The 17,742-nt window shown below is 72.4% G+C and carries 14 protein-coding genes; 5 read left to right on the plus strand and 9 right to left on the minus strand.

Annotated elements, in window-relative coordinates; translation table 11 throughout:
- Window positions 1-101: 101 nt before the first annotated feature.
- Window positions 102-1,109, plus strand: coding sequence for an aldo/keto reductase (locus ACIRQ7_RS05300; RefSeq protein WP_401461553.1), 1,008 nt, complete (start codon window positions 102-104; stop codon window positions 1,107-1,109).
- A gap of 89 nt (window positions 1,110-1,198) precedes the next feature.
- On the opposite strand, the gene ACIRQ7_RS05305 is transcribed toward ACIRQ7_RS05300, so the two are convergent.
- The 5 genes from ACIRQ7_RS05305 to ACIRQ7_RS05325 all read right to left on the minus strand — a co-directional run bounded on the left by ACIRQ7_RS05305 (window position 1,199) and on the right by ACIRQ7_RS05325 (window position 7,895).
- Complete coding sequence (locus ACIRQ7_RS05305; protein WP_404259953.1) at window positions 1,199-1,615, minus strand: NUDIX hydrolase; 417 nt, start codon at window positions 1,613-1,615, stop codon at window positions 1,199-1,201.
- A gap of 128 nt (window positions 1,616-1,743) precedes the next feature.
- Entirely contained in the window at window positions 1,744-3,129 is a 1,386-nt protein-coding gene (locus ACIRQ7_RS05310) for a CHAD domain-containing protein (protein WP_404259955.1), read from the minus strand.
- Window positions 3,092-5,386, minus strand: coding sequence for an RNA degradosome polyphosphate kinase (locus tag ACIRQ7_RS05315; protein WP_404259957.1), 2,295 nt, complete (start codon window positions 5,384-5,386; stop codon window positions 3,092-3,094). Before ACIRQ7_RS05315 ends, ACIRQ7_RS05310 begins: the two co-directional genes overlap by 38 nt.
- A 275-nt stretch (window positions 5,387-5,661) precedes the next feature.
- Window positions 5,662-6,702 carry an ABC transporter permease gene (locus tag ACIRQ7_RS05320; RefSeq protein ID WP_404259959.1) on the minus strand — a complete coding sequence of 347 codons (1,041 nt, stop codon included), beginning with the start codon at window positions 6,700-6,702 and terminating at the stop codon, window positions 5,662-5,664.
- Window positions 6,699-7,895, minus strand: coding sequence for an ABC transporter ATP-binding protein (locus ACIRQ7_RS05325; protein WP_404259961.1), 1,197 nt, complete (start codon window positions 7,893-7,895; stop codon window positions 6,699-6,701). The genes ACIRQ7_RS05320 and ACIRQ7_RS05325 overlap by 4 nt, the downstream gene beginning before the upstream one ends.
- A gap of 100 nt (window positions 7,896-7,995) precedes the next feature.
- On the opposite strand from ACIRQ7_RS05325, the gene ACIRQ7_RS05330 reads away from it, so the two are divergent.
- Window positions 7,996-8,613, plus strand: a complete 618-nt coding sequence (locus ACIRQ7_RS05330) for a GNAT family N-acetyltransferase (protein WP_404259963.1) — start codon at window positions 7,996-7,998, stop codon at window positions 8,611-8,613.
- 64 nt (window positions 8,614-8,677) lie between these two features.
- On the opposite strand, the gene mshD is transcribed toward ACIRQ7_RS05330, so the two are convergent.
- Window positions 8,678-9,622 carry a mycothiol synthase gene (gene mshD, locus ACIRQ7_RS05335; RefSeq protein ID WP_404259965.1) on the minus strand — a complete coding sequence of 315 codons (945 nt, stop codon included), beginning with the start codon at window positions 9,620-9,622 and terminating at the stop codon, window positions 8,678-8,680.
- Window positions 9,623-9,810: 188 nt separating this feature from the next.
- Between mshD and ACIRQ7_RS05340 the strand changes: the two genes are divergently transcribed.
- The 3 genes from ACIRQ7_RS05340 (at window position 9,811) to ACIRQ7_RS05350 (ending at window position 13,764) form a co-directional block, all read left to right on the plus strand.
- Window positions 9,811-11,625 carry a bifunctional metallophosphatase/5'-nucleotidase gene (locus ACIRQ7_RS05340; protein ID WP_404259967.1) on the plus strand — a complete coding sequence of 605 codons (1,815 nt, stop codon included), beginning with the start codon at window positions 9,811-9,813 and terminating at the stop codon, window positions 11,623-11,625.
- A 130-nt stretch (window positions 11,626-11,755) separates the two neighbouring features.
- Complete coding sequence (locus ACIRQ7_RS05345) at window positions 11,756-12,214, plus strand: DUF3574 domain-containing protein (protein WP_404260134.1); 459 nt, start codon at window positions 11,756-11,758, stop codon at window positions 12,212-12,214.
- Window positions 12,215-12,381: 167 nt separating this feature from the next.
- A complete protein-coding gene (locus tag ACIRQ7_RS05350; protein WP_404259968.1) occupies window positions 12,382-13,764 on the plus strand; it encodes a DUF2993 domain-containing protein in 1,383 nt (460 codons plus the stop codon).
- A gap of 84 nt (window positions 13,765-13,848) precedes the next feature.
- Here the strand turns inward: ACIRQ7_RS05350 and ACIRQ7_RS05355 are convergent, their stop codons facing one another.
- The 3 genes from ACIRQ7_RS05355 to ACIRQ7_RS05365 all read right to left on the minus strand — a co-directional run bounded on the left by ACIRQ7_RS05355 (window position 13,849) and on the right by ACIRQ7_RS05365 (window position 17,611).
- The gene (locus tag ACIRQ7_RS05355; RefSeq protein WP_404259969.1) at window positions 13,849-15,420 is read right to left on the minus strand and encodes a sensor histidine kinase; all 1,572 of its coding nucleotides are present in this window, start codon (window positions 15,418-15,420) and stop codon (window positions 13,849-13,851) included.
- On the minus strand, window positions 15,417-16,154 hold the full coding sequence (locus tag ACIRQ7_RS05360; RefSeq protein WP_403675377.1) for a response regulator transcription factor: 738 nt from the start codon (window positions 16,152-16,154) through the stop codon (window positions 15,417-15,419). Before ACIRQ7_RS05360 ends, ACIRQ7_RS05355 begins: the two co-directional genes overlap by 4 nt.
- A gap of 296 nt (window positions 16,155-16,450) precedes the next feature.
- Window positions 16,451-17,611, minus strand: coding sequence for a S1C family serine protease (locus ACIRQ7_RS05365; protein WP_404259971.1), 1,161 nt, complete (start codon window positions 17,609-17,611; stop codon window positions 16,451-16,453).
- Between the last annotated feature and the right edge of the window lie 131 nt (window positions 17,612-17,742).

Raw genomic sequence — 17,742 nt, forward strand, 5'->3', positions numbered from 1 at the left:
CGGGATCGTGGCCGGGAAGGTGGCCGGGGCAGGCAGGACCACACCCCTCCCCCACCACCCCGATCACTCGATCACCCCGTTCACCACCACAGGAGCAGCTCATGAAGCGCAGGATCCTCGGCGGTACCGGCATCTCGGTCAGCGAGTACGCGCTGGGCACGATGATGCTCGGAGCCTGGGGCAACCCGGATCACGAAGACGGCGTCCGGATCGTCCACCGTGCGCTGGACGCCGGCATCAACTTCGTCGACACCGCGGATGTCTACGCGGCGGGCGAGTCCGAGGAGATCGTCGGCAAGGCGCTCAAGGGGCGGCGCGACGATGTCGTGCTGGCCACGAAGTTCTTCAACTCGATGGGGCCGGACGCCAACCACGGCGGGAATTCCCGGCGTTGGATCGTCCGGGCGGTGGAGGACAGCCTGCGCCGGCTCGGCACCGACTACATCGACCTCTACCAGGTGCACCGCCCGGACCCGGCCACCGACATCGACGAGACGCTCTCCGCGCTGTCGGACCTCGTACGGTCCGGCAAGGTGCGGGCGGTCGGCTGCTCGACGTTCCCCGCCGAGGCGATCGTCGAGGCGCAGTGGACGTCCGAGCGGCGCGGCCATGTGCCCTTCCGCAGTGAGCAGCCGCCGTACTCGATCCTGGCGCGCGGGGTGGAGGGCGCGGTGCTGCCGACCGCGCAGCGCTACGGCATGGGTGTGCTGACCTGGGGTCCGCTGAGTGCGGGGTGGCTGTCGGGGCGGGATCTGTCGGCCAGTTCGCGGGCCGGTCTCGAAACGCAGAAGTTCGATCTGTCGATCCCGGAGAACGCGCGGAAGGCGGAGGCGGTCGGCGCGCTGGCGAAGGTTGCCGCCGAGGCGGGCCTGTCGCTGCCGCATCTGGCGACCGCGTTCGTCCGGGCGCACCCGGCGGTCACGTCCGTGATCATCGGCCCGCGCACGCACGACCAGCTCACGTCGCTGCTGGACGGCTCCGAGGTGACGTTGAGCGCCGAGGTCCTGGACCGGATCGACGCGATCGTGCCGCCCGGCACCGACCTCAACCGGGCGGACAGCTACTACGTGCCGCCGGCCGTGGCGGACGCGTCGCTGCGGCGGCGCTGAGCCGGCAGGTCGTTGAACCGGCAGGTCGTTGAGCCCACCGGTCGTTGAACCGGCAGGTCGGGGCCGACCGGCCCGGCGGCGGGCCGGCCTCAGGCCAGGTGGAGCGCGGCGAGCAGCGCGTCGACCAGGGGCCGGTCCCGTTCATGGGTGAGGAGGTCGCGGGCGTCGGCGGGTGAGCACCACCGCAGGCGGTCGACCTCGCCGTTCACCACGAAGGCCCCGGCAACGGCCTCCGCCGCCCAGTAACGGACGGTCTTGGGGCGGCCGTTGGCGAGGTAGTGGGCGGTGGGGAGCGGGGCGCCCGGCCGGCAGTCCAGGCCGGTCTCCTCCGCCACTTCGCGCACCGCAGCGGCCAGCGCGCTCTCGCCGCGCTTCAGCTTGCCCTTGGGGTGCGACCAGTCGTCGTACTTGGGCCGGTGCACCAACGCGATCTGCAGCCCGTCCTCGGACGCCGCGCGGCGCCACAGCACGCACCCCGCCGCCCGGATCGGTTCCGATGACCGCATGGGCCCACCCGAAGACCCCGCGGACCCCGCAGGCCCCGGTGTCGCTTCCCGTCCCACCGTCAGCTCCTCACCCGCGCTCTCGCCGTCGTCCGGCGTCACGCGCTCGTCCCTCCCCCACCCTGGCACCGTCATCCCGCTGCTCCGTTCGCGGGGGCCGGCAGCCAGGCGCGGCCGAAGGCGAAGCGGGCGGCCTCCACCTCGTGGCGCTGGTCGGCGTGCAGCACCCCCAGCGCGTAGGCGGTGGCCGGCGCGATCCGCGGGGTGCGGGCCGCGGCTGCTGCTGCGGCGGCGGCCTCGGCGGCGTCCCGGTGGCGTTCCAGGGCGCGGCCGGCCTCCGCCAGCCGGGCGTCGGGGTGGTCGGGCGCGATCGTCTCCTGGGCGTAGCGGCTGAGCCGGACCAGCAGCCGCACCTGGTGCCAGGGGGCGTCCTGGCGGTGGTCGGCGGCCAGTGCGTCGGCGTTGTACGGGTGCCCGGCGCGGGACAGCGGGAGTGCGGCGACGGCCTCCGCCAGCTGCCGGTGCGCCTGTTCGACGAGCGGTGGCAGGGCCTCGGCGGCGGGCACCTCGGCGGCCGTACGGGCCGGCGGCACCTCGGAGGCGAGGACGGCCACGGAGTCGGCGACGGCGTGGAAACGGGAGGAACCCAGCGCCTGCAGCGCGGTGGAGTGTGCGCGGCTGCGGGCGAGGGTGAGCTGGCGGTCCAGGAGTGCCCCGGCGCGCGCCGCCCCGGCCGACAGGGCGCTCTCCGCGTCCGGCTCGGCGGCCTGTGCGGCGGGCGGCGCGGTGGCCGTGCGGAGCGTGCCGGCCGTGGTGGTCCCGCGGTCGCGGCGGTCTCCCCGGGACGGCCGCTCGGTGCGCTCGCCGCGGCCCGTCAGGCGTTGCAGGGCCGTCATCAGCCGGTCGCGGCGGGCCGCGCAGGCCTGTTCGCGGGCCAGGGTGCCGGACAACCAGCCCAACTCCGCGCGGAGTTGATCGGCCCAGGATTCCTCGGTCAACGCCCGGAAGGTGTAGAGGGTGGCACTGATCCGGCGGGCGGCGAAGCGCAACTGGCGGGCGGCCTCGCCCGCGCCCTCGGCGTCCGAGCCGCTCTCGCGGTGCCGGCGCAGGCTGCGCAGGAAGTCGGCGGACTGCCGGTGCAGATATCCGGCGAGCACGTCGGCCGCGGAGTACGTGGCGAGCACCGGGTCGATGGCCGCACCGGAGGGGAGGGGGCGGGCGGATCCCGCGCCTCCCGGTCCCCCCGGTCCCCCCGGTCCCGCGGATCCGGCGGCTCCCCCGGGCGGGCCGCCGGATCCGGTGGGCCCCTCCGACCCGTCGGGGCCGTACGGGCCGTAGTGCCCGTAGGCGCCCGCCCGGCCGTGCGGGCCGAGCGGCCCGTAGGGGCCGTCCACCACCGTGGCGCGGCCTCCGGGCGCGCCGCCGAGCTCGTATCCGGTTCCGATGCCGATGAGACCGGACGGCCCCCCGGCCGGCTGGTCATGTCGCTGGGCCACGCCGGCGCCTCCGGGCGTCAATGAGCATTTCCTGTACGTTCCGCAGCGGCGCGCCGTCCGCGTCCACCGCCTGCCGGGTCCAATCGCCGTCCGGGCCGAGGTGCCAGGAGGACGTGGTGTCCGATGTCCCGGTCTCCAGCATCCTGTTGAGGGCGGCGCGGTGTGCCGGGTCGGCGACCCGCACCAGTGCCTCGATCCGCCGGTCCAGGTTCCGGTGCATCATGTCGGCGCTGCCCAGCCATACCTCGGGCTCGCCGCCGTTGCCGAAGGCGAAGACCCGGGAGTGCTCCAGGAAGCGGCCGAGGATGCTGCGGACCCGGATGTTCTCGCTGAGGCCGACGACTCCCGGCCGCAGCGCGCAGATACCGCGTACCCAGATGTCGACCGGCACGCCGGCCTGCGAGGCGCGGTAGAGCGCGTCGATGACGGCCTCGTCGACCATGGAGTTGACCTTGATGCGGACGTAGGCGGGGTGGCCCGCCCGGTGGTGCGCGATCTCGTTGGTGATGCGCTGGAGCAGGCCGTCGCGCAGGGACTTGGGGGCGACCAGCAGCCGGCGGTAGGTCTCCCGCCGGGAGTAGCCGCTGAGGCGGTTGAAGAGGTCGGAGAGGTCGGCGCCGACCTGCGGGTCCGCGGTCAGCAGCCCCAGGTCTTCGTAGAGCCGGGCCGTCTTGGGGTGGTAGTTGCCGGTGCCCACGTGCGAGTAGCGGCGCAGCATCTCGCCTTCCTGACGGACGACGAGCGACAGCTTGCAGTGGGTCTTGAGGCCCACCAGGCCGTAGACGACATGGCAGCCGGACTCCTCCAGCTTCCGGGCCCACTTGATGTTGGCCTGTTCGTCGAAGCGGGCCTTGATCTCGACGAGGACGAGGACCTGCTTGCCGGATTCGGCGGCGTCTATCAGGGCGTCCACGATCGGCGAGTCACCGGAGGTGCGGTAGAGCGTCTGTTTGATGGCGAGCACGTCCGGGTCGGCGGCGGCCTGTTCCAGGAATGCCTGCACGGAGGTGGAGAACGAGTCGTAGGGGTGGTGGAGCAGGACGTCGCGGGCGCGCAGCGCGGCGAAGATGTCGGGGGCGGACGCCGATTCGACCTCTGCCAGGTCGCGGTGGGTGCCGGCGACGAACTTCGGGTACTTGAGCTCGGGGCGGTCCAGCGCGCCGATGCCGAAGAGTCCGGTCAGGTCGAGCGGTCCGGGCAGCGGGTAGACCTCGGCCTCGGAGATCTTGAGTTCCTGGACGAGCAGGTCCAGGACGGACGGGTCGATGGACTCCTCGACCTCCAGGCGGACGGGCGGGCCGAAGCGCCGCCGCATCAGCTCCTTCTCCAGCGCCTTGAGGAGGTTCTCCGCGTCGTCCTCCTCGACCTCCAGGTCTTCGTTGCGGGTGACCCGGAACATGTGATGGGCGCGTACCTCCATCCCCGGGAACAGCTCTTCCAGGTGGGCGGCGATGACGTCCTCGATGGGGACGTAGCGCTGCGGGGAGGCCTCCAGGAGGCGGGAGAGCAGCGGCGGCACCTTGACCCGCGCGAAGTGGTCGTGGCCGCTGACGGGGTTGCGTACGACGACGGCGAGGTTCAGCGACAGGCCGGAGATGTACGGGAAGGGGTGGGCGGGGTCCACGGCCAGCGGGGTGAGGACCGGGAAGATCTGCTGGCGGAAGAGGGTGAACAGGCGGGCCTGTTCCTTCTCGGTCAGCTCGGGCCAGCGGATGACGTGAATGCCCTGGTCGGCGAGCTCGGGGGCGATGTCCTGCTGGAAGCAGGCGGCGTGCCGCGCCATGAGTTCGCGCGAGCGGGTCCAGATCAGGTCCAGCACCTCGCGGGGCTGGAAGCCGGACGCGGAGCGGGTCGCGACCCCGGTGGCTATCCGGCGCTTGAGGCCGGCGACCCGCACCATGAAGAACTCGTCGAGGTTGCTGGCGAAAATCGCCAGGAAGTTGGCCCGTTCGAGGAGCGGGGTGGCCGGATCCTCGGCCAGCTCCAGCACCCGTTCGTTGAACGCCAGCCAGCTGCGCTCGCGGTCCAGGAAGCGGCCGCTGGGCAGCTCCTCGCCGTTCGCGCCGGGGACGCCCTCGTCCTCGTACCCGTCCAGGTCGGCGTCCAGGTCGGGCTCCAGCTCGGGCACCGTGCCGCGAACCGTCTGCGGCCGGTGCGCGGCGATGGAGCCGACCGACGGCTGGATCGCGGGGCCGGCGCTCGCCGGCGGCGCCTGGGCCGGCTTCGGGGCCGGCTTCTCGGGCTGGGCCTGGGCCTGAGCGCTGGGCTGCTGGTTCATGACCTCATTCTTCCGCGCCCGGGGCATTCCAGGCGCGTCAGGAGGAGGCGGAGCTACACGGAGCCTCGGGTTCGGGACGTTCGGCACAGCGGGCTGCATTCAGTGATGCTCGCAAGCGACATTGAATCGCCGGTAACGCGGATGTGGCGCACAGGCAAGCGGGGCGCTACTCCCCGGGGGTTTTGCGGGATTCCCCGGCTTTTGCGGGGGGCGCCCCCGTCTCCGGGCGGGCTCGTGGGCCCTGCGGCACGCCCCCGCCCGCCCGGGGCCCCGGATCAGCCGTGGCGGCGCCGCATCGCCCAGAACGCGATCACGGTGAGGAGCGCCGTCAGCGCCAGCACGATGCCTGCCTCGGTCCACACCAGCGGCCACTGGTGCGACGCGGGGTGCTGCTCGACGAAGTGACCGACCACGTCGTGTCGGCGCAGGCAGGCCTCGTACGCCTTGCCGTAGCCGTCGCATGCGTCCTCCGGCAGCTTCGCGCCGGAGCGGGTGTAGCTCCCCTCGGCCAGCCGCCAGGCCCTGTCCGCCAGCGGGGCGGCGGGCTCGCCGGACCCGGATTTCGACGTCACGGGCGACAGAAGATGCGGCCGGAGCAGCCCGAACGCAAACTGGACGGCAAGCGTGGCGCCCAGCGTGACGCCCATCGACGCCACCGTGCGGCGCAGCAGCAGGCCCGCCAGCATGCCGATCGCCAGCATCAGCAGGGAGTGGACGACGGGAATCGGTCCGAGCGCGTGGAAGCCGCTGGGCTCGTACCAGTACGCGCCGGTCACCTCGTTGCCGCCGACCTGCCACATCCAGCCGAAGGCGGCGGAGAGTGCGGTGGTGGTGGCGACGACGGCGAGCGCGGGCAGCGCGGTCTTCGCGGCGAGCCAGCGCAGCGGGCCGACCGACTGGGTCAGGACGAGCTGGTGGGTGCCGGCCTCCCATTCGCGGGCCAGCAGCGGGGCGCCGATGAACAGGCCGATCAGGGCGGGCAGCGCCAGCATTCCCCACTCGGCGAGTTGGAAGGGCGCCGTGTAGGCGGCGCGGAACGCGGTGACCGCCTCCTGGACGTCGGCGCAGCGGGCGATCTGCGACATCTCGGAGCAGCCCGCGATGTGGTGCGCGTCGATGTAGGAGGCCATCCGGGCGCGCAGCACGGCGCAGTAGACGACGCCGCCGATCGCCGCCGCCAGGAGGAGGGCGAAGGCCGCCCGGTGCTGGCGCCCGACGAGCCACGCGAGGCCGCGCAGCGGGGCGGTCCGTCTGCCGGATCCCTGGTCCGCGAGGTGTGCGCGCCGGTCCGTCCCGCGCTGTGCCGTGGTGCTCATGCCGCTGCTCCCTTGGTGCTGTGATGCCTGTCGCTGTGGTGCAGGTCGATGTCCTGCGGGTCGATGTCCTGCGCGTCGATGGGCGGGTCGATGTCCTGCGGCCCGGCGTGGACTCCGCCGCTGTCGTGGTGGTGCCGGACCCGTTCCGCGCCGCCCGGTGGGCAGTGCCGGCCGCCGGGGCCGTTGCGCGGCATGCCGGGGATGCCGGGCTTGTTGCCGGGGGTGCGGCGCAGCCGCGGCGAGAGCGGTTCGGCGCTGGGCGCGATCAGTTCGGGTGCGTCGGGTGCGCGCAGGTAGCCGAGCAGGACCTCCTCCAGGGAGGGTTCCACGGCCTCCCAGGGGCCGCGGAGGGGTCCCTGGCGCCGTACCAGCGCGGTGAATTGACGCCCCGTCACCGTCGCGTCGACGAGGGTGTGCGCGCCGGTCCGCGGGGGCGGTCCGGCACCCCGGTGCGTGCCCACCAGCAGTGCGTGCGCGCCGATGACGTCGTCCACCTCGCCCGCCAGCCGCACCCGGCCGCCGCCCAGGACCAGCAGGTAGTCGCAGACCCCGTCCAGCTCGGCGAGGGCGTACGAGGACATCACGATGGTGGTGCCGCGTTCGGCGGCCTCGGCCAGCAGCAGCCGGGCGACCTCGTGCCGCAGGAGCGGATCGACGTCGGACGCGGGGCCGTTCGCCGCCCGTTCGGGGCAGGGGGGAGCCTCGTCCAGCAGCAGGATCTCGGGCTGGGCGGCGAGGGCGAGCGCGAGGGCGACGCGGGTGCGCCGCCCGCCGGAGAGGCTGCCGACGCGGGCGTCCAGCGGCACCCGGCCCTCCCGCATGAGCTGTTCCGCCCGCGCCTGGTTCCAGTGACCGGGGTTGAGTTCACGGCCCAGCCGCAGGGTCTCGGCGACGGTCAGCCGGGGGTAGAGGGGCTTGCCCTGGGTGACATGGGCGACGCGGGCCCGTCCGGCGGCCGTGTCGGGGCCCGCGCCGCCGACCCGCACCTGCCCCGCGTCCGGCCTGAGCAGCCCGGATGCGAGGGACAGCAGCGTGGTCTTGCCCGCGCCGTTCGGTCCGGCGAGCGCGCAGATACGGCCGGCCGGCAGCCGGAAGGTGCAGTCGCGCAGGACCCAGCGGCGGCGGTAGCGCTTGCCGAGGCCGACGGCCTCGATCGCGGTACGCCCCGAGGCCCGGCCGGTCAGGTGGCTCATCGACCGCGTCACCCCTCCCCCAGTCATTCCACTAATTAAGTAGTGAAAGGGTGGGGGAAGTGGGCTGCACCTGTCAACCTCCGCTGCGTACTCTGGCGCCGTGCCCCCACCCACCGGCCCCGCCGCGCCGCCCCCGCCGACGTACACCGCAGACCGCCCGATACACACCGAGCGGTTGGAACTACGCCCCGTCCGCACCGACGACTTCGCCGCGATCCACGCCTATCAACGGCTCCCCGACGTCTGCCGCTACCTGTACTGGGGCCCGTTGGACGAGGCGGGATCCCGCGCCTCCGTCGCCACCAAGACGACCCGGACGACGCTGCGCGAGGACGGTGACGTCCTCCAACTCGCCGTCGTCGTCCGCGAGACGGGCGTACTGGTGGGCGACGTCACCTTCTTCCTGGTCAGCCGCGCACACCGCAAGGGCGGAATCGGCTACGTCTTCCACCCGGATCACGCGGGCCTCGGCTACGCCACCGAAGCAAGCCGGGAACTGCTGCGGATCGGCTTCGAGGAACTGCGACTGCACCGCGTCCAGGCGGAGTTGGACGGACGCAACACCGCATCGGCACGGGTCCTGGAGCGGCTGGGGATGCGCCGCGAGGGCCACCTGCGGGAGAACGAATTCCTCGACGGCGAATGGTCCGACGAGGTCATCTACGCGATGCTGGCGCGCGAATGGCGCGCCCGGGAAGCCGAGCGGGCGACCCGATGAGAAGCCGGGCGGCCGGCGCGGTGGCGGACGGGCCGCGCCGCCCGCCACCGCCCCGCACCCGCGCTCACGTCTCCGAGCGGTACATCAGATCCGTCTCGTGGGTGACGAAACCCAGCCGCTCGTAGACGCTGACCGCCGGCACGTTGTCCGCGTCGACGTACAGCATCGCGGTCGGCAGCCCCTGAGCCGCCAGATGCCGCAGCCCGATCGCGGTCAGCGCCTTGCCCAGGCCGCCGCCCTGCCCGCCGGGGCGCACCCCGAGCACATAGACCTCGCCGAGCCCCTCGTCGGCATGCACCTTGGTCCAGTGGAAACCGGCCAGCCGGCCGTCCTTCTCCGCGAGGAAGAACCCCTTGGGGTCGAACCACGCCTCCGCCTTGCGGTCGTCCAGATCCCGCTGGGTCAGCGAACCCTGCTCCGGATGGTGCGCGAACGCCTCGGCGTTCACCTCCAGCCAGGCCGCGTCATCGGTGCCCGGCTGGAAGGTCCGTACGGACACCCCCTCGGGGAGCTGCGGCTCCGCCAGTTCCAGGTCCGTCAGCGAGCGGCGCATCTGCCGCAGCTCACGGAACATCGTCAGCCCCAGGGTCTGCGCGAGGTGCCGGGCGGCCGGATGCCCGCCGTGCGCCCACACCCGCAGCCGCCGTCCGGACTGTTCGAGCAGCCCGGCGCCCAGCGCCCGGCCGTGCCCGCGACCGCGGTGACCGGGGTGCACCACCAGCTCGGCGGCCGGCGCCTCCACCGGGTCGGTGTCCTCCAGCTGCGCGTAGCCGACCAGTTCCTCCGCATCGTCCACCGGCGCGTACACCAGCAAGTGCCGTACGCCCTCCCGGCGCCCGCCCCCACCGCGCAACTGCAGCCGCCCCTGCTCGGACACGGCGGGCTGCCCGTCCGTGCGCGCGGCCCGCTCGATCAGTTCGAGGACGGCCGCGACCCCTTCCGGCGCGAGCTCGTCGAGCACCTGAATCCTGCGGCCGGTCCGGCCCATCTCCTGTGCAGCGTCAGTCATACCTGAAGCGTACGGCGCTGCCGGGCCCGTGGGCCGACTACCGGCCCGGGGCGCCGCGCACCGGCTCCCGCCCCTTCCCGGCAACCAGCTCGTCACCCTGCACCCCTGTTGCGCTACGCGCGTCGACAATAAGCTGCCGACCGCTCGGACACACCACGGTCGTCCGTCCGGTCCACGAAGGGGATCACATGCCAGCGACACCTCAACGGCGCCGCACCGCGCGCAGATTGACGGCCGGAGCCGCCGTACTGGCCGCCGCGGCCGGGGTCACCGCCCTCGCCGTTCCGGCCGGCGCGGACAGCGGCACGGCCCGCCACCGCCCCGGCCGGACGGTCGAGGTGCAGCTGCTCTCCTTCAACGACTTCCACGGCAATCTCGAACCGCCGCAGGGCTCCTCCGGGACGGTCGAGGAAGCGCAGCCCGACGGCAGCAAGAAGACCGTCGAGGCGGGCGGCGTCGAATACCTCGCCCAGTCGCTGCGCACCGCCCGCAAGGGGCACCCCTACTCCGTGACCGCGGCCGCCGGCGACATGGTCGGCGCCAGCCCGCTGCTGTCCGGGCTCTTCCACGACGAGCCGACGATCGAGGCGATGAACAAGCTCGGCCTCGACGTCACCTCCGTCGGCAACCATGAATTCGACGAGGGCCGGGCGGAGTTGACGCGCCTGCAGAAGGGCGGCTGCCACCCGAAGGACGGCTGCTTCGAGGACGGCAAGACGTTCCGCGGCGCCGACTTCCCCTACCTCACCGCCAACGTCACGGACGAGAAGACCGGCAGGACCCTGCTCAAGCCGTACACCGTCTGGAAGCACAAGGGCGTCAAGATCGGCTTCATCGGGGTGACGCTGGAGGGCACACCGGACATCGTCAGCGCCAACGGCGTCAAGGGCCTGACGTTCCACGACGAGGTCGAGACCATCGACAAGTACGCCAAGGAGCTCAACAAGCAGGGCGTGAAGTCGATCGTCGCGCTCATCCACGAGGGCGGCCTGCCCGCCTCGACCTCCTACAACTACACATGCGACAGCCCCGGCCCCGGCGACGGGATCTCCGGGCCGATCACCGAGATCGCCAAGAAGGTCACGCCCAAGGTCGACGCGCTGGTCACCGGCCACACCCACCAGGCGTACGCCTGCACCATCCCCGACCCGTCCGGCACCCCGCGCACGGTCACCTCCGCCGCGTCTTTCGGCAAGCTCTACACGGACACCACGCTGACGTACGACCGGCGCACCAAGGACATCGTGCGCACCAGCGTCAAGGCGCCCGGCGCGGTCAACCACGTCGTGAACCGCACCCAGCCCAAGGCCGCGGACATGACGTCGCTGATCGCCCGCTGGAACAAGCTCGCCGCGCCCGTCGCCGGCCGCACCGTCGGTCATGTCTCCGCCGACATCGCGGGCCGCGGCGCGAACGCGCCCGAATCGCCGCTCGGCGATGTCATCTCCGACGCCCAGCTGGAGGGCACCAAGGCGGCCGACAAGGGCGGCGCCCAGCTCGCCCTGATGAACCCCGGCGGCATCCGCTCCGACCTCGCCTTCAAGGCGTCGGGCAAGGAGGGCGACGGGGTGGTGACCTACGGCGAGGCGTTCACCGTCCAGCCGTTCACCAACATGATGAACGTCGTCGACCTCACCGGCGCCCAGCTGCTCGCCGGACTCCAGCAGCAGGTCAGCGGCCCGAACGAGGCCTCCCCGAAGATCCTCCAGGTCTCCCAGGGCCTCACCTACACCCTCGACATGACCAAGTCCGGCGCCGACCGGATCGTCAAGAACTCCGTCGAACTCGACGGCAAGGCGATCGATCCGGCCGCGACCTACCGCGTCGCCATGAACGAGTTCCTGGCCGGCGGCGGGGACGGCTTCGCCGCCTTCAAGGACGGCACGAACAAGTACGTCGGCCCGTCCGACCTGGACACCTTCACCGCGTATCTGACGGCCCACTCGTCGGCGGACAAGCCCCTCACCCCGCCGAAGGCCGACCGCATCACGGTCGTCAAGTAACGACCGGGCCCGGAGCCCACGGCCGCCGTCGTCACCCGGACGGCGGCGGCCGCGCCCGTGCGGCGCCCCCCTTTCCCCCTTCCCCTCGTTATCCGGTGACCTCACCACGAAGGGAAGACCGTTGCTCTCGATGCCCCCGCCCCGGCTGCGCCTCGCCGTCCTGGCCGTGTCGACCGCGCTGCTCGGCGTCGCCGCCCCCGCCGCCCCGGCCGCACCCGCCGCCGCACCCGCCACCCAGCCGCCGCACCCCGTCCACGGCAGCCCGTACATCGAGACCAGCCTCTACTTCGGGACCGCCCGGCCCGACGGCGGCCCGGCCGTCACCGACCGGCAGTTCCACGCATTCGTCGACGAGATCGTCACCCCCGCGTTCCCGGCGGGGCTGTCCGTGAAGGAGACCTACGGCCAGTACCGGGACGCCCACGGAACCATCGAACGCGAACGCTCCTACGAGCTGACCCTGCTCTATCCCACGTCCCGGGCCCGCCCTCATGACTCCGAGATCGAGCACATCCGCGCGGTATACAACCGGCGCTTCGCCCAGGAATCCGTCGCCCGCGTCGACGACCGGGCCCGCGTCGACTTCTGAGCGCGCGGCGCGGACTTACGGAGCGCCAAAAGAGGGCATATGGCGTTATCGCAGAACACTCTTCAAGACGGCGAAATTTTGCCATCCCGACAGGACAAGTTTCGTGTACGTCACATACCACCGGTAGGACTTGCGTTCAAGGGTCTCGCCCATGGTGAGATGTGCGGATGCGAACCCCCATACGCATACCCTCACCCGGTCCGGTAAATCCCGTTCACCACACAACGGATTTCCCCGCACCGGGCGCGCAGGGCGCCTCGCACGAAGACACCAGAGAGCTCGACCCGGTCAACCCCTACGCGGACCTCGCGGCCCTCGCCGACCCCGAGCCGGAGCCCGAGCACGGCCACGACGCGGAATACGGGCCGGCCGGCTCCGCCACCCGCCGTACCTACCTCAACGAGCGTGACGACAGCGACGATCCGCTGGGCCTGGGGCTGCGTTCGGACGACGAGGAGTCGGACGACAAGGGCTGGACGCCGCCCAACCACCGCCGCAACAAACGCGGGATCAGCCGCTTCGCCGCCGTTCCGATCACCCTGAAGGTGCTGGTCGCGGTACTGGTGTGCACCGCGTTCCTCACCCTCGGCGACCGCTTCGCCGTGCTCTACGCGCAGAACAAGGCCGAGGAAAAGCTCAAGGACGCACTGCATCTGACGGCCGCTCCGGAAGTCGACATCCAGGGCTTTCCGTTCCTCACCCAGCTCGCCGGCAAGCGCCTCGACCAGGTGAAGGTCGCCATCCCCGACGTGGCCGCCGACCGCGTTTCGCTGGCGAAATTCGAGGCGACCGCGAAGGATGTCCGTATCGACGGTGACCTGCCCACGTCCATCAAGGGCGGCATGGTCGGCACGATGAACGGCAGTGTGCTGCTCGCCTTTGACGACATGAATCGCGAGCTGGGCGCCTCGCAGGTGAAATTCAGCGAAATGGGCCCCGACGCGGTCCGCGCGGACGGCCGGCTGCCGATCGCCGGACACGAATTGCGCGTCCGGGCAGAGGCGCGTATTCAGCGTGCGGGCGACCGCGGCATCTCCACCGAGATCAGCCGTATGCGGCTGGATATCGGAGATGTCGCCGTCTACCGCCCCGGCACCGGCAAGGAAGAGGGCCTGCGGCTGACCCGCAAGGCCGCGGCCCAGGTCAGCGCGCAGGCCGCCAAGGTCAAGGCGATGCTCGGCATTCCGGCGATCGCGGACCGGATCGGCATCCCCAAGCCGTACATCCAGCAGGCGCTGCACAGCGAGGACAAGCTGCACGAGCTGACCGGCTCGCCGCGCTTCATCCAGAAGCTGATGAAGGTCAACCTCGTCGACGTGGTCGTCGACCACCCGTGGCTGCTGGAGAAGGTCGGCATCGACCCGAAGGTCCTGGGCGCCCTGACCGGCCTGACCAAGCCTCAGCTCGCCGACCAGCTGTCGCTGTCCTTCCACCTGCCCAAGACGCCCGGCGACATCCGGCTGCGCAACATCTCCGTCGAACGGGACGGGATCCGCGCCGACCTGACGGGCGCCGACCTGCCGTTCGGCGACACCGCGAAGAAGAAGTAGGCAGCGGACGGAAGAAGCAGCAGGGGGTGGGGAGTCAGCGCACCCACCCCCTCCGCCCACAGCTTCCGAGGCCGCCTCCGCCCCCTAGGGGCCCTCCGCGGCCGGGCCTTCCGGGGCCGGTGGGGTGGTGCGGTCCGGTGGGGTCGGCAGGTCCGGTGGGGGTGTCGCGGCTCCCGGGAGGGTCAGGACCGCTTCGGTGCCGCCGCCCTCCGCCGAGTGGAGGCGGATGCCACCGCCCGCCTGCTCCGCCGTGCGGGCCACGATGGACAGGCCCAGGCCGCTGCCCGGCAGGCTGCGGGCGGACGGTGAGCGCCAGAACCGCTCGAAGACGTGCGGCAGTTCGTCCTGCGGGATGCCGGGGCCGAAGTCACGGACCCGCAGTTCCCCGGCGTTCAGCCGGACCGTGACGGAGCCGCCGGCGGGGCTGAACTTCACGGCGTTGTCGAGGAGGTTGACCACCGCGCGCTCCAGCGCGGCCGGCTCGGCGCGTACGTACCACGGCTCCAGGGCCGCCTTGACGGTCAGCGTCGGGCCACGCAGCCGGGCCCGCTCCAGGGCCGTGCCGACGATGTCGTGCAGCGCCACGACGCGTACGGCGGCGGCGCTCCCCGGGCCCTCCGGGGTCCGGGACAGTTCCTGGAGGTCGCCGATCAGTGCCGCCAACTCCCCCATCTGCGCCTTCACCGACGTCAGCAGCGCTTCCTTGTCGGCGGCCGGGATCTGCCGGCCGGAGCGCTCGCTGCGCACCAGCAGATCGATGTTCGTACGCAGCGACGTCAGCGGCGTCCGCAGCTCATGCCCGGCGTCCGCGATCAGCTGCTGCTGGAGGTCGCGGGAGGCGGCCAGCGCGGCGGTCATGGAGTTGAAGGAGCGGGAGAGGCGGGCGATCTCGTCCTCGCCCTCCGCGGGGATGCGGATCGTCAGGTCCTCGGTGCGGGCGACCTGTTCGACGGCCTCGGTGAGGCGGTCGACGGGCTTCAGGCCCGCGCGGGCGACCCAGAGACCGGCGGTCGCCGCACCCAGCACCCCGACCCCGGCGACGATCAGCAGCACCAGGGCGAGCTGGTTGAGGGGCTCGGTGACCTGGTCCAGGGGCGCGGCCACGGAGATCGCCAGGCGGTTGCCCTGCGCGTCGGTCATCGGGCCCCGCGCGGGCTCCGTGGACACCCGCATCTCGGCCCCGTTGGCGGCCTTGGTGGTGTGCACGGAGTCGGTCAGCCGCCCCTCGGCGACCAGGACGTCCGTGCGCTGCGCGGGAATCCTCGCCTTGCCCGGCGAGGTGCAGACGTCGCCGGAGACCGACACCAGCTGCACCGTGTAGGGCGTGGGCGGGAAGCGGAAGCGGTCCGGGTTGGTGCTGGAGCAGCTGGCGGTGAGCGCCTGTGCGTAGCTGGCGTCGACCTCGACGGACCGCAGGGTCGTATCGAGCTGTTCGGTGAGCCGGTCGCGCGTGATCAGCCAGCAGGCGGCGGCCGAGGCGGCCACGGCGATGGCGACCGCGACGGCGGTGAGCACCGCCAGCCGGGAGCGGAGCGGGAGTTGGTGGTAGCGCCGGGCGGCCCGCGCGCCGAGGCCGGTGCCCGGTGCGTGCGGGGAGCCCGTGGTGTGCGGGTCCTCGGGGGAGCCCGGGGCGGGCGGGGTGTACGGGGCGCTCATTCCGCGCCGCCGTCCGCCCGCAGGACGTAGCCGACCCCCCGCACCGTGTGCACCAGGCGCGGCTCACCGCGCGCCTCCGTCTTGCGGCGCAGGTACATCACGTACACATCGAGGGAGTTGGAGGTCGGTTCGAAGTCGAAGCCCCAGACGGCCTTCAGGATCTGCTCACGGGTGAGCACCTGCCGCGGATGGGCCAGGAACATCTCCAGCAGGGTGAATTCCGTACGGGTCAGCTCGACCTGCCGGCTGCCCCGGGTCACCTCCCGGGTCGCCAGGTCCATCCGCAGATCGGCGAAGGTCAGCGCTTCGCCCTCCTCGGGCGGGGCGCCGGCCGCCGCCGCGTACGAGCTGCGGCGCAGCAGCGCGCGGATGCGGGCCAGGAGTTCGTCCAGCTCGAAGGGTTTGACGAGGTAGTCGTCGGCCCCGGCGTCGAGTCCGGTGACCCGGTCGCCGACGGTGTCGCGGGCGGTCAGCATCAGGATCGGTACGGTCACCCCGCTCGCCCGCAGCCGGCGGGCCGCCGTCAGCCCGTCCATCCGGGGCATCAGCACGTCCAGCACGATCAGTTCGGGGTCGTATGCGGCGACCTTCTCGACCGCGTCCAGACCGTCGACGGCCTGCTCGCTGCCGTAGCCCTCGAAGGACAGCGAGCGCTGCAGGGCCTCCCGGACCGCGGGCTCGTCGTCGACGATCAGGATGCGGGCGGGCTGATCACCGTGCTCGGCGGGACTCATCTGGCTGACTACCTCGGGGTGGAAGGACGAACGGCTGACCGCTGACGGCGGGGTCCGCCGTCAGTGCCGTTCAGCCTTGCACGACCCCGCGTCGGGCGGGGCCCCCTGCGCGGTACCCGGCGTACGGCGCGCCCCGGGCCCTGCCCCGCAGATGGCGGTGGCGAGCGCCCGCCGCGCGCGGTGCACCGGCACGGTGATCCGGTGGCTCCGGTGAGGGTGGCGCCGGTGACTCCGGTGGTGCTTGAGGGTCATGAAGGGCCTCCTGGGGACGGGTTCGGTCACGGCCGGCGTGGGCGTCAGACGCCGTTGCTGTCGCCGCCGCTGCCGCCGTCGCGCAGCGCGTCGAGGTCGGCCTTGACGGTGTTGATCGGGATGGCGAAGCCCAGGCCGACGCTGCCGGCCGTGCTGCTGGTCGCCGAACTGGGCGAGTACATCGCGGAGTTGATGCCGACGATCTGGCCCTGCATATTGATCAGGGCGCCGCCGGAGTTGCCGGGGTTGAGCGAGGCGTCGGTCTGGATGGCCTTGTACGAGGTCTTCGAGGAGCCGGTGTCGCCGTTGTACTGGTTGCCGCCGAACTCGAACGGCCACCCGCCGCCGCCCTGTCCCCGGCCGTCTTGGCCGTCCTGGCCGCCCTGGCCCTGCGGCCCCTGGTCCTCCTTCGGGACGGTGACGTCCCGGTCGAGGGCCGAGACGATACCGCTGGTCACCGAGCCCGTGAGGCCCTCGGGCGAGCCGATCGCCACGACCTGGTCGCCGACCGTGATCTTGCTGGAGTCGCCGAGCGAGGCAGCGGTCAGGTCCTTGGCACCCTGGACCTTGATCAGCGCCAGGTCCTTGTCGGGGTCGGTCCCGCTGACCTTCGCGGTCTTCCTGCTGCCGTCGCTGAAGGTGACGGTGACGGTGTCCGCCCCGGACACCACGTGGTTGTTGGTGACGATCTCGCCGCTCTTGGAGATGACCACACCCGAGCCGGTGGATTCACCGCCGGACGTCCGCGCCTTGATCTCCACTATCGCCGGGCTCACCGCCTTGGCCACCGCCGAGACACCGCTGCCGCTGTTCTGCCCGGCGTTGACGAGCGGGGTGCCGGCGCTGCTCTGCGGGGTCTGGGTGGCGCCCGCGATCAGCGCCGCACCCCCGCCGCCGATGAGGCCGGAGGCCAGCGCCACCGCCGCGATCAGCGCGATCGGCCGGCGCACCGTACGCCGCGGCTCGTGCGGCCCGGGAGCCTGCGGACCGGCCTCGCCGAACCCCGTGTACGCGCCGCCCTCGCCGTGTCCGCCACCGTGACCCGCGCCGCCGCCCGGCACCGGGGCGTAGGGAGGCGGCGGCGGGAAGGCCCGCGCCGCACCGCCGTCCGGGGCGCCCTGGCCGCCCCGTGAGGCGTCGTAGCCGTATCCGTACGGCCGGTCCTGAGGCATCTCATCGCCGCTTCGGCGGTAGGTGTCGGTCATGTCTATGACTGTGCGACCGCACCATGAGAATGGTCTGAGAACGTCCTGAGAGACCCCACAGAAGTGGGTATGCCCGGTATAAGGACGGCTCACGCCCCCGCGAACCGGCGGCGGGGGCTCAGGGCCTTTCC

It is taken from the genome of Streptomyces sp. NPDC101393, assembly GCF_044767385.1.
Lineage (GTDB): Bacteria > Actinomycetota > Actinomycetes > Streptomycetales > Streptomycetaceae > Streptomyces.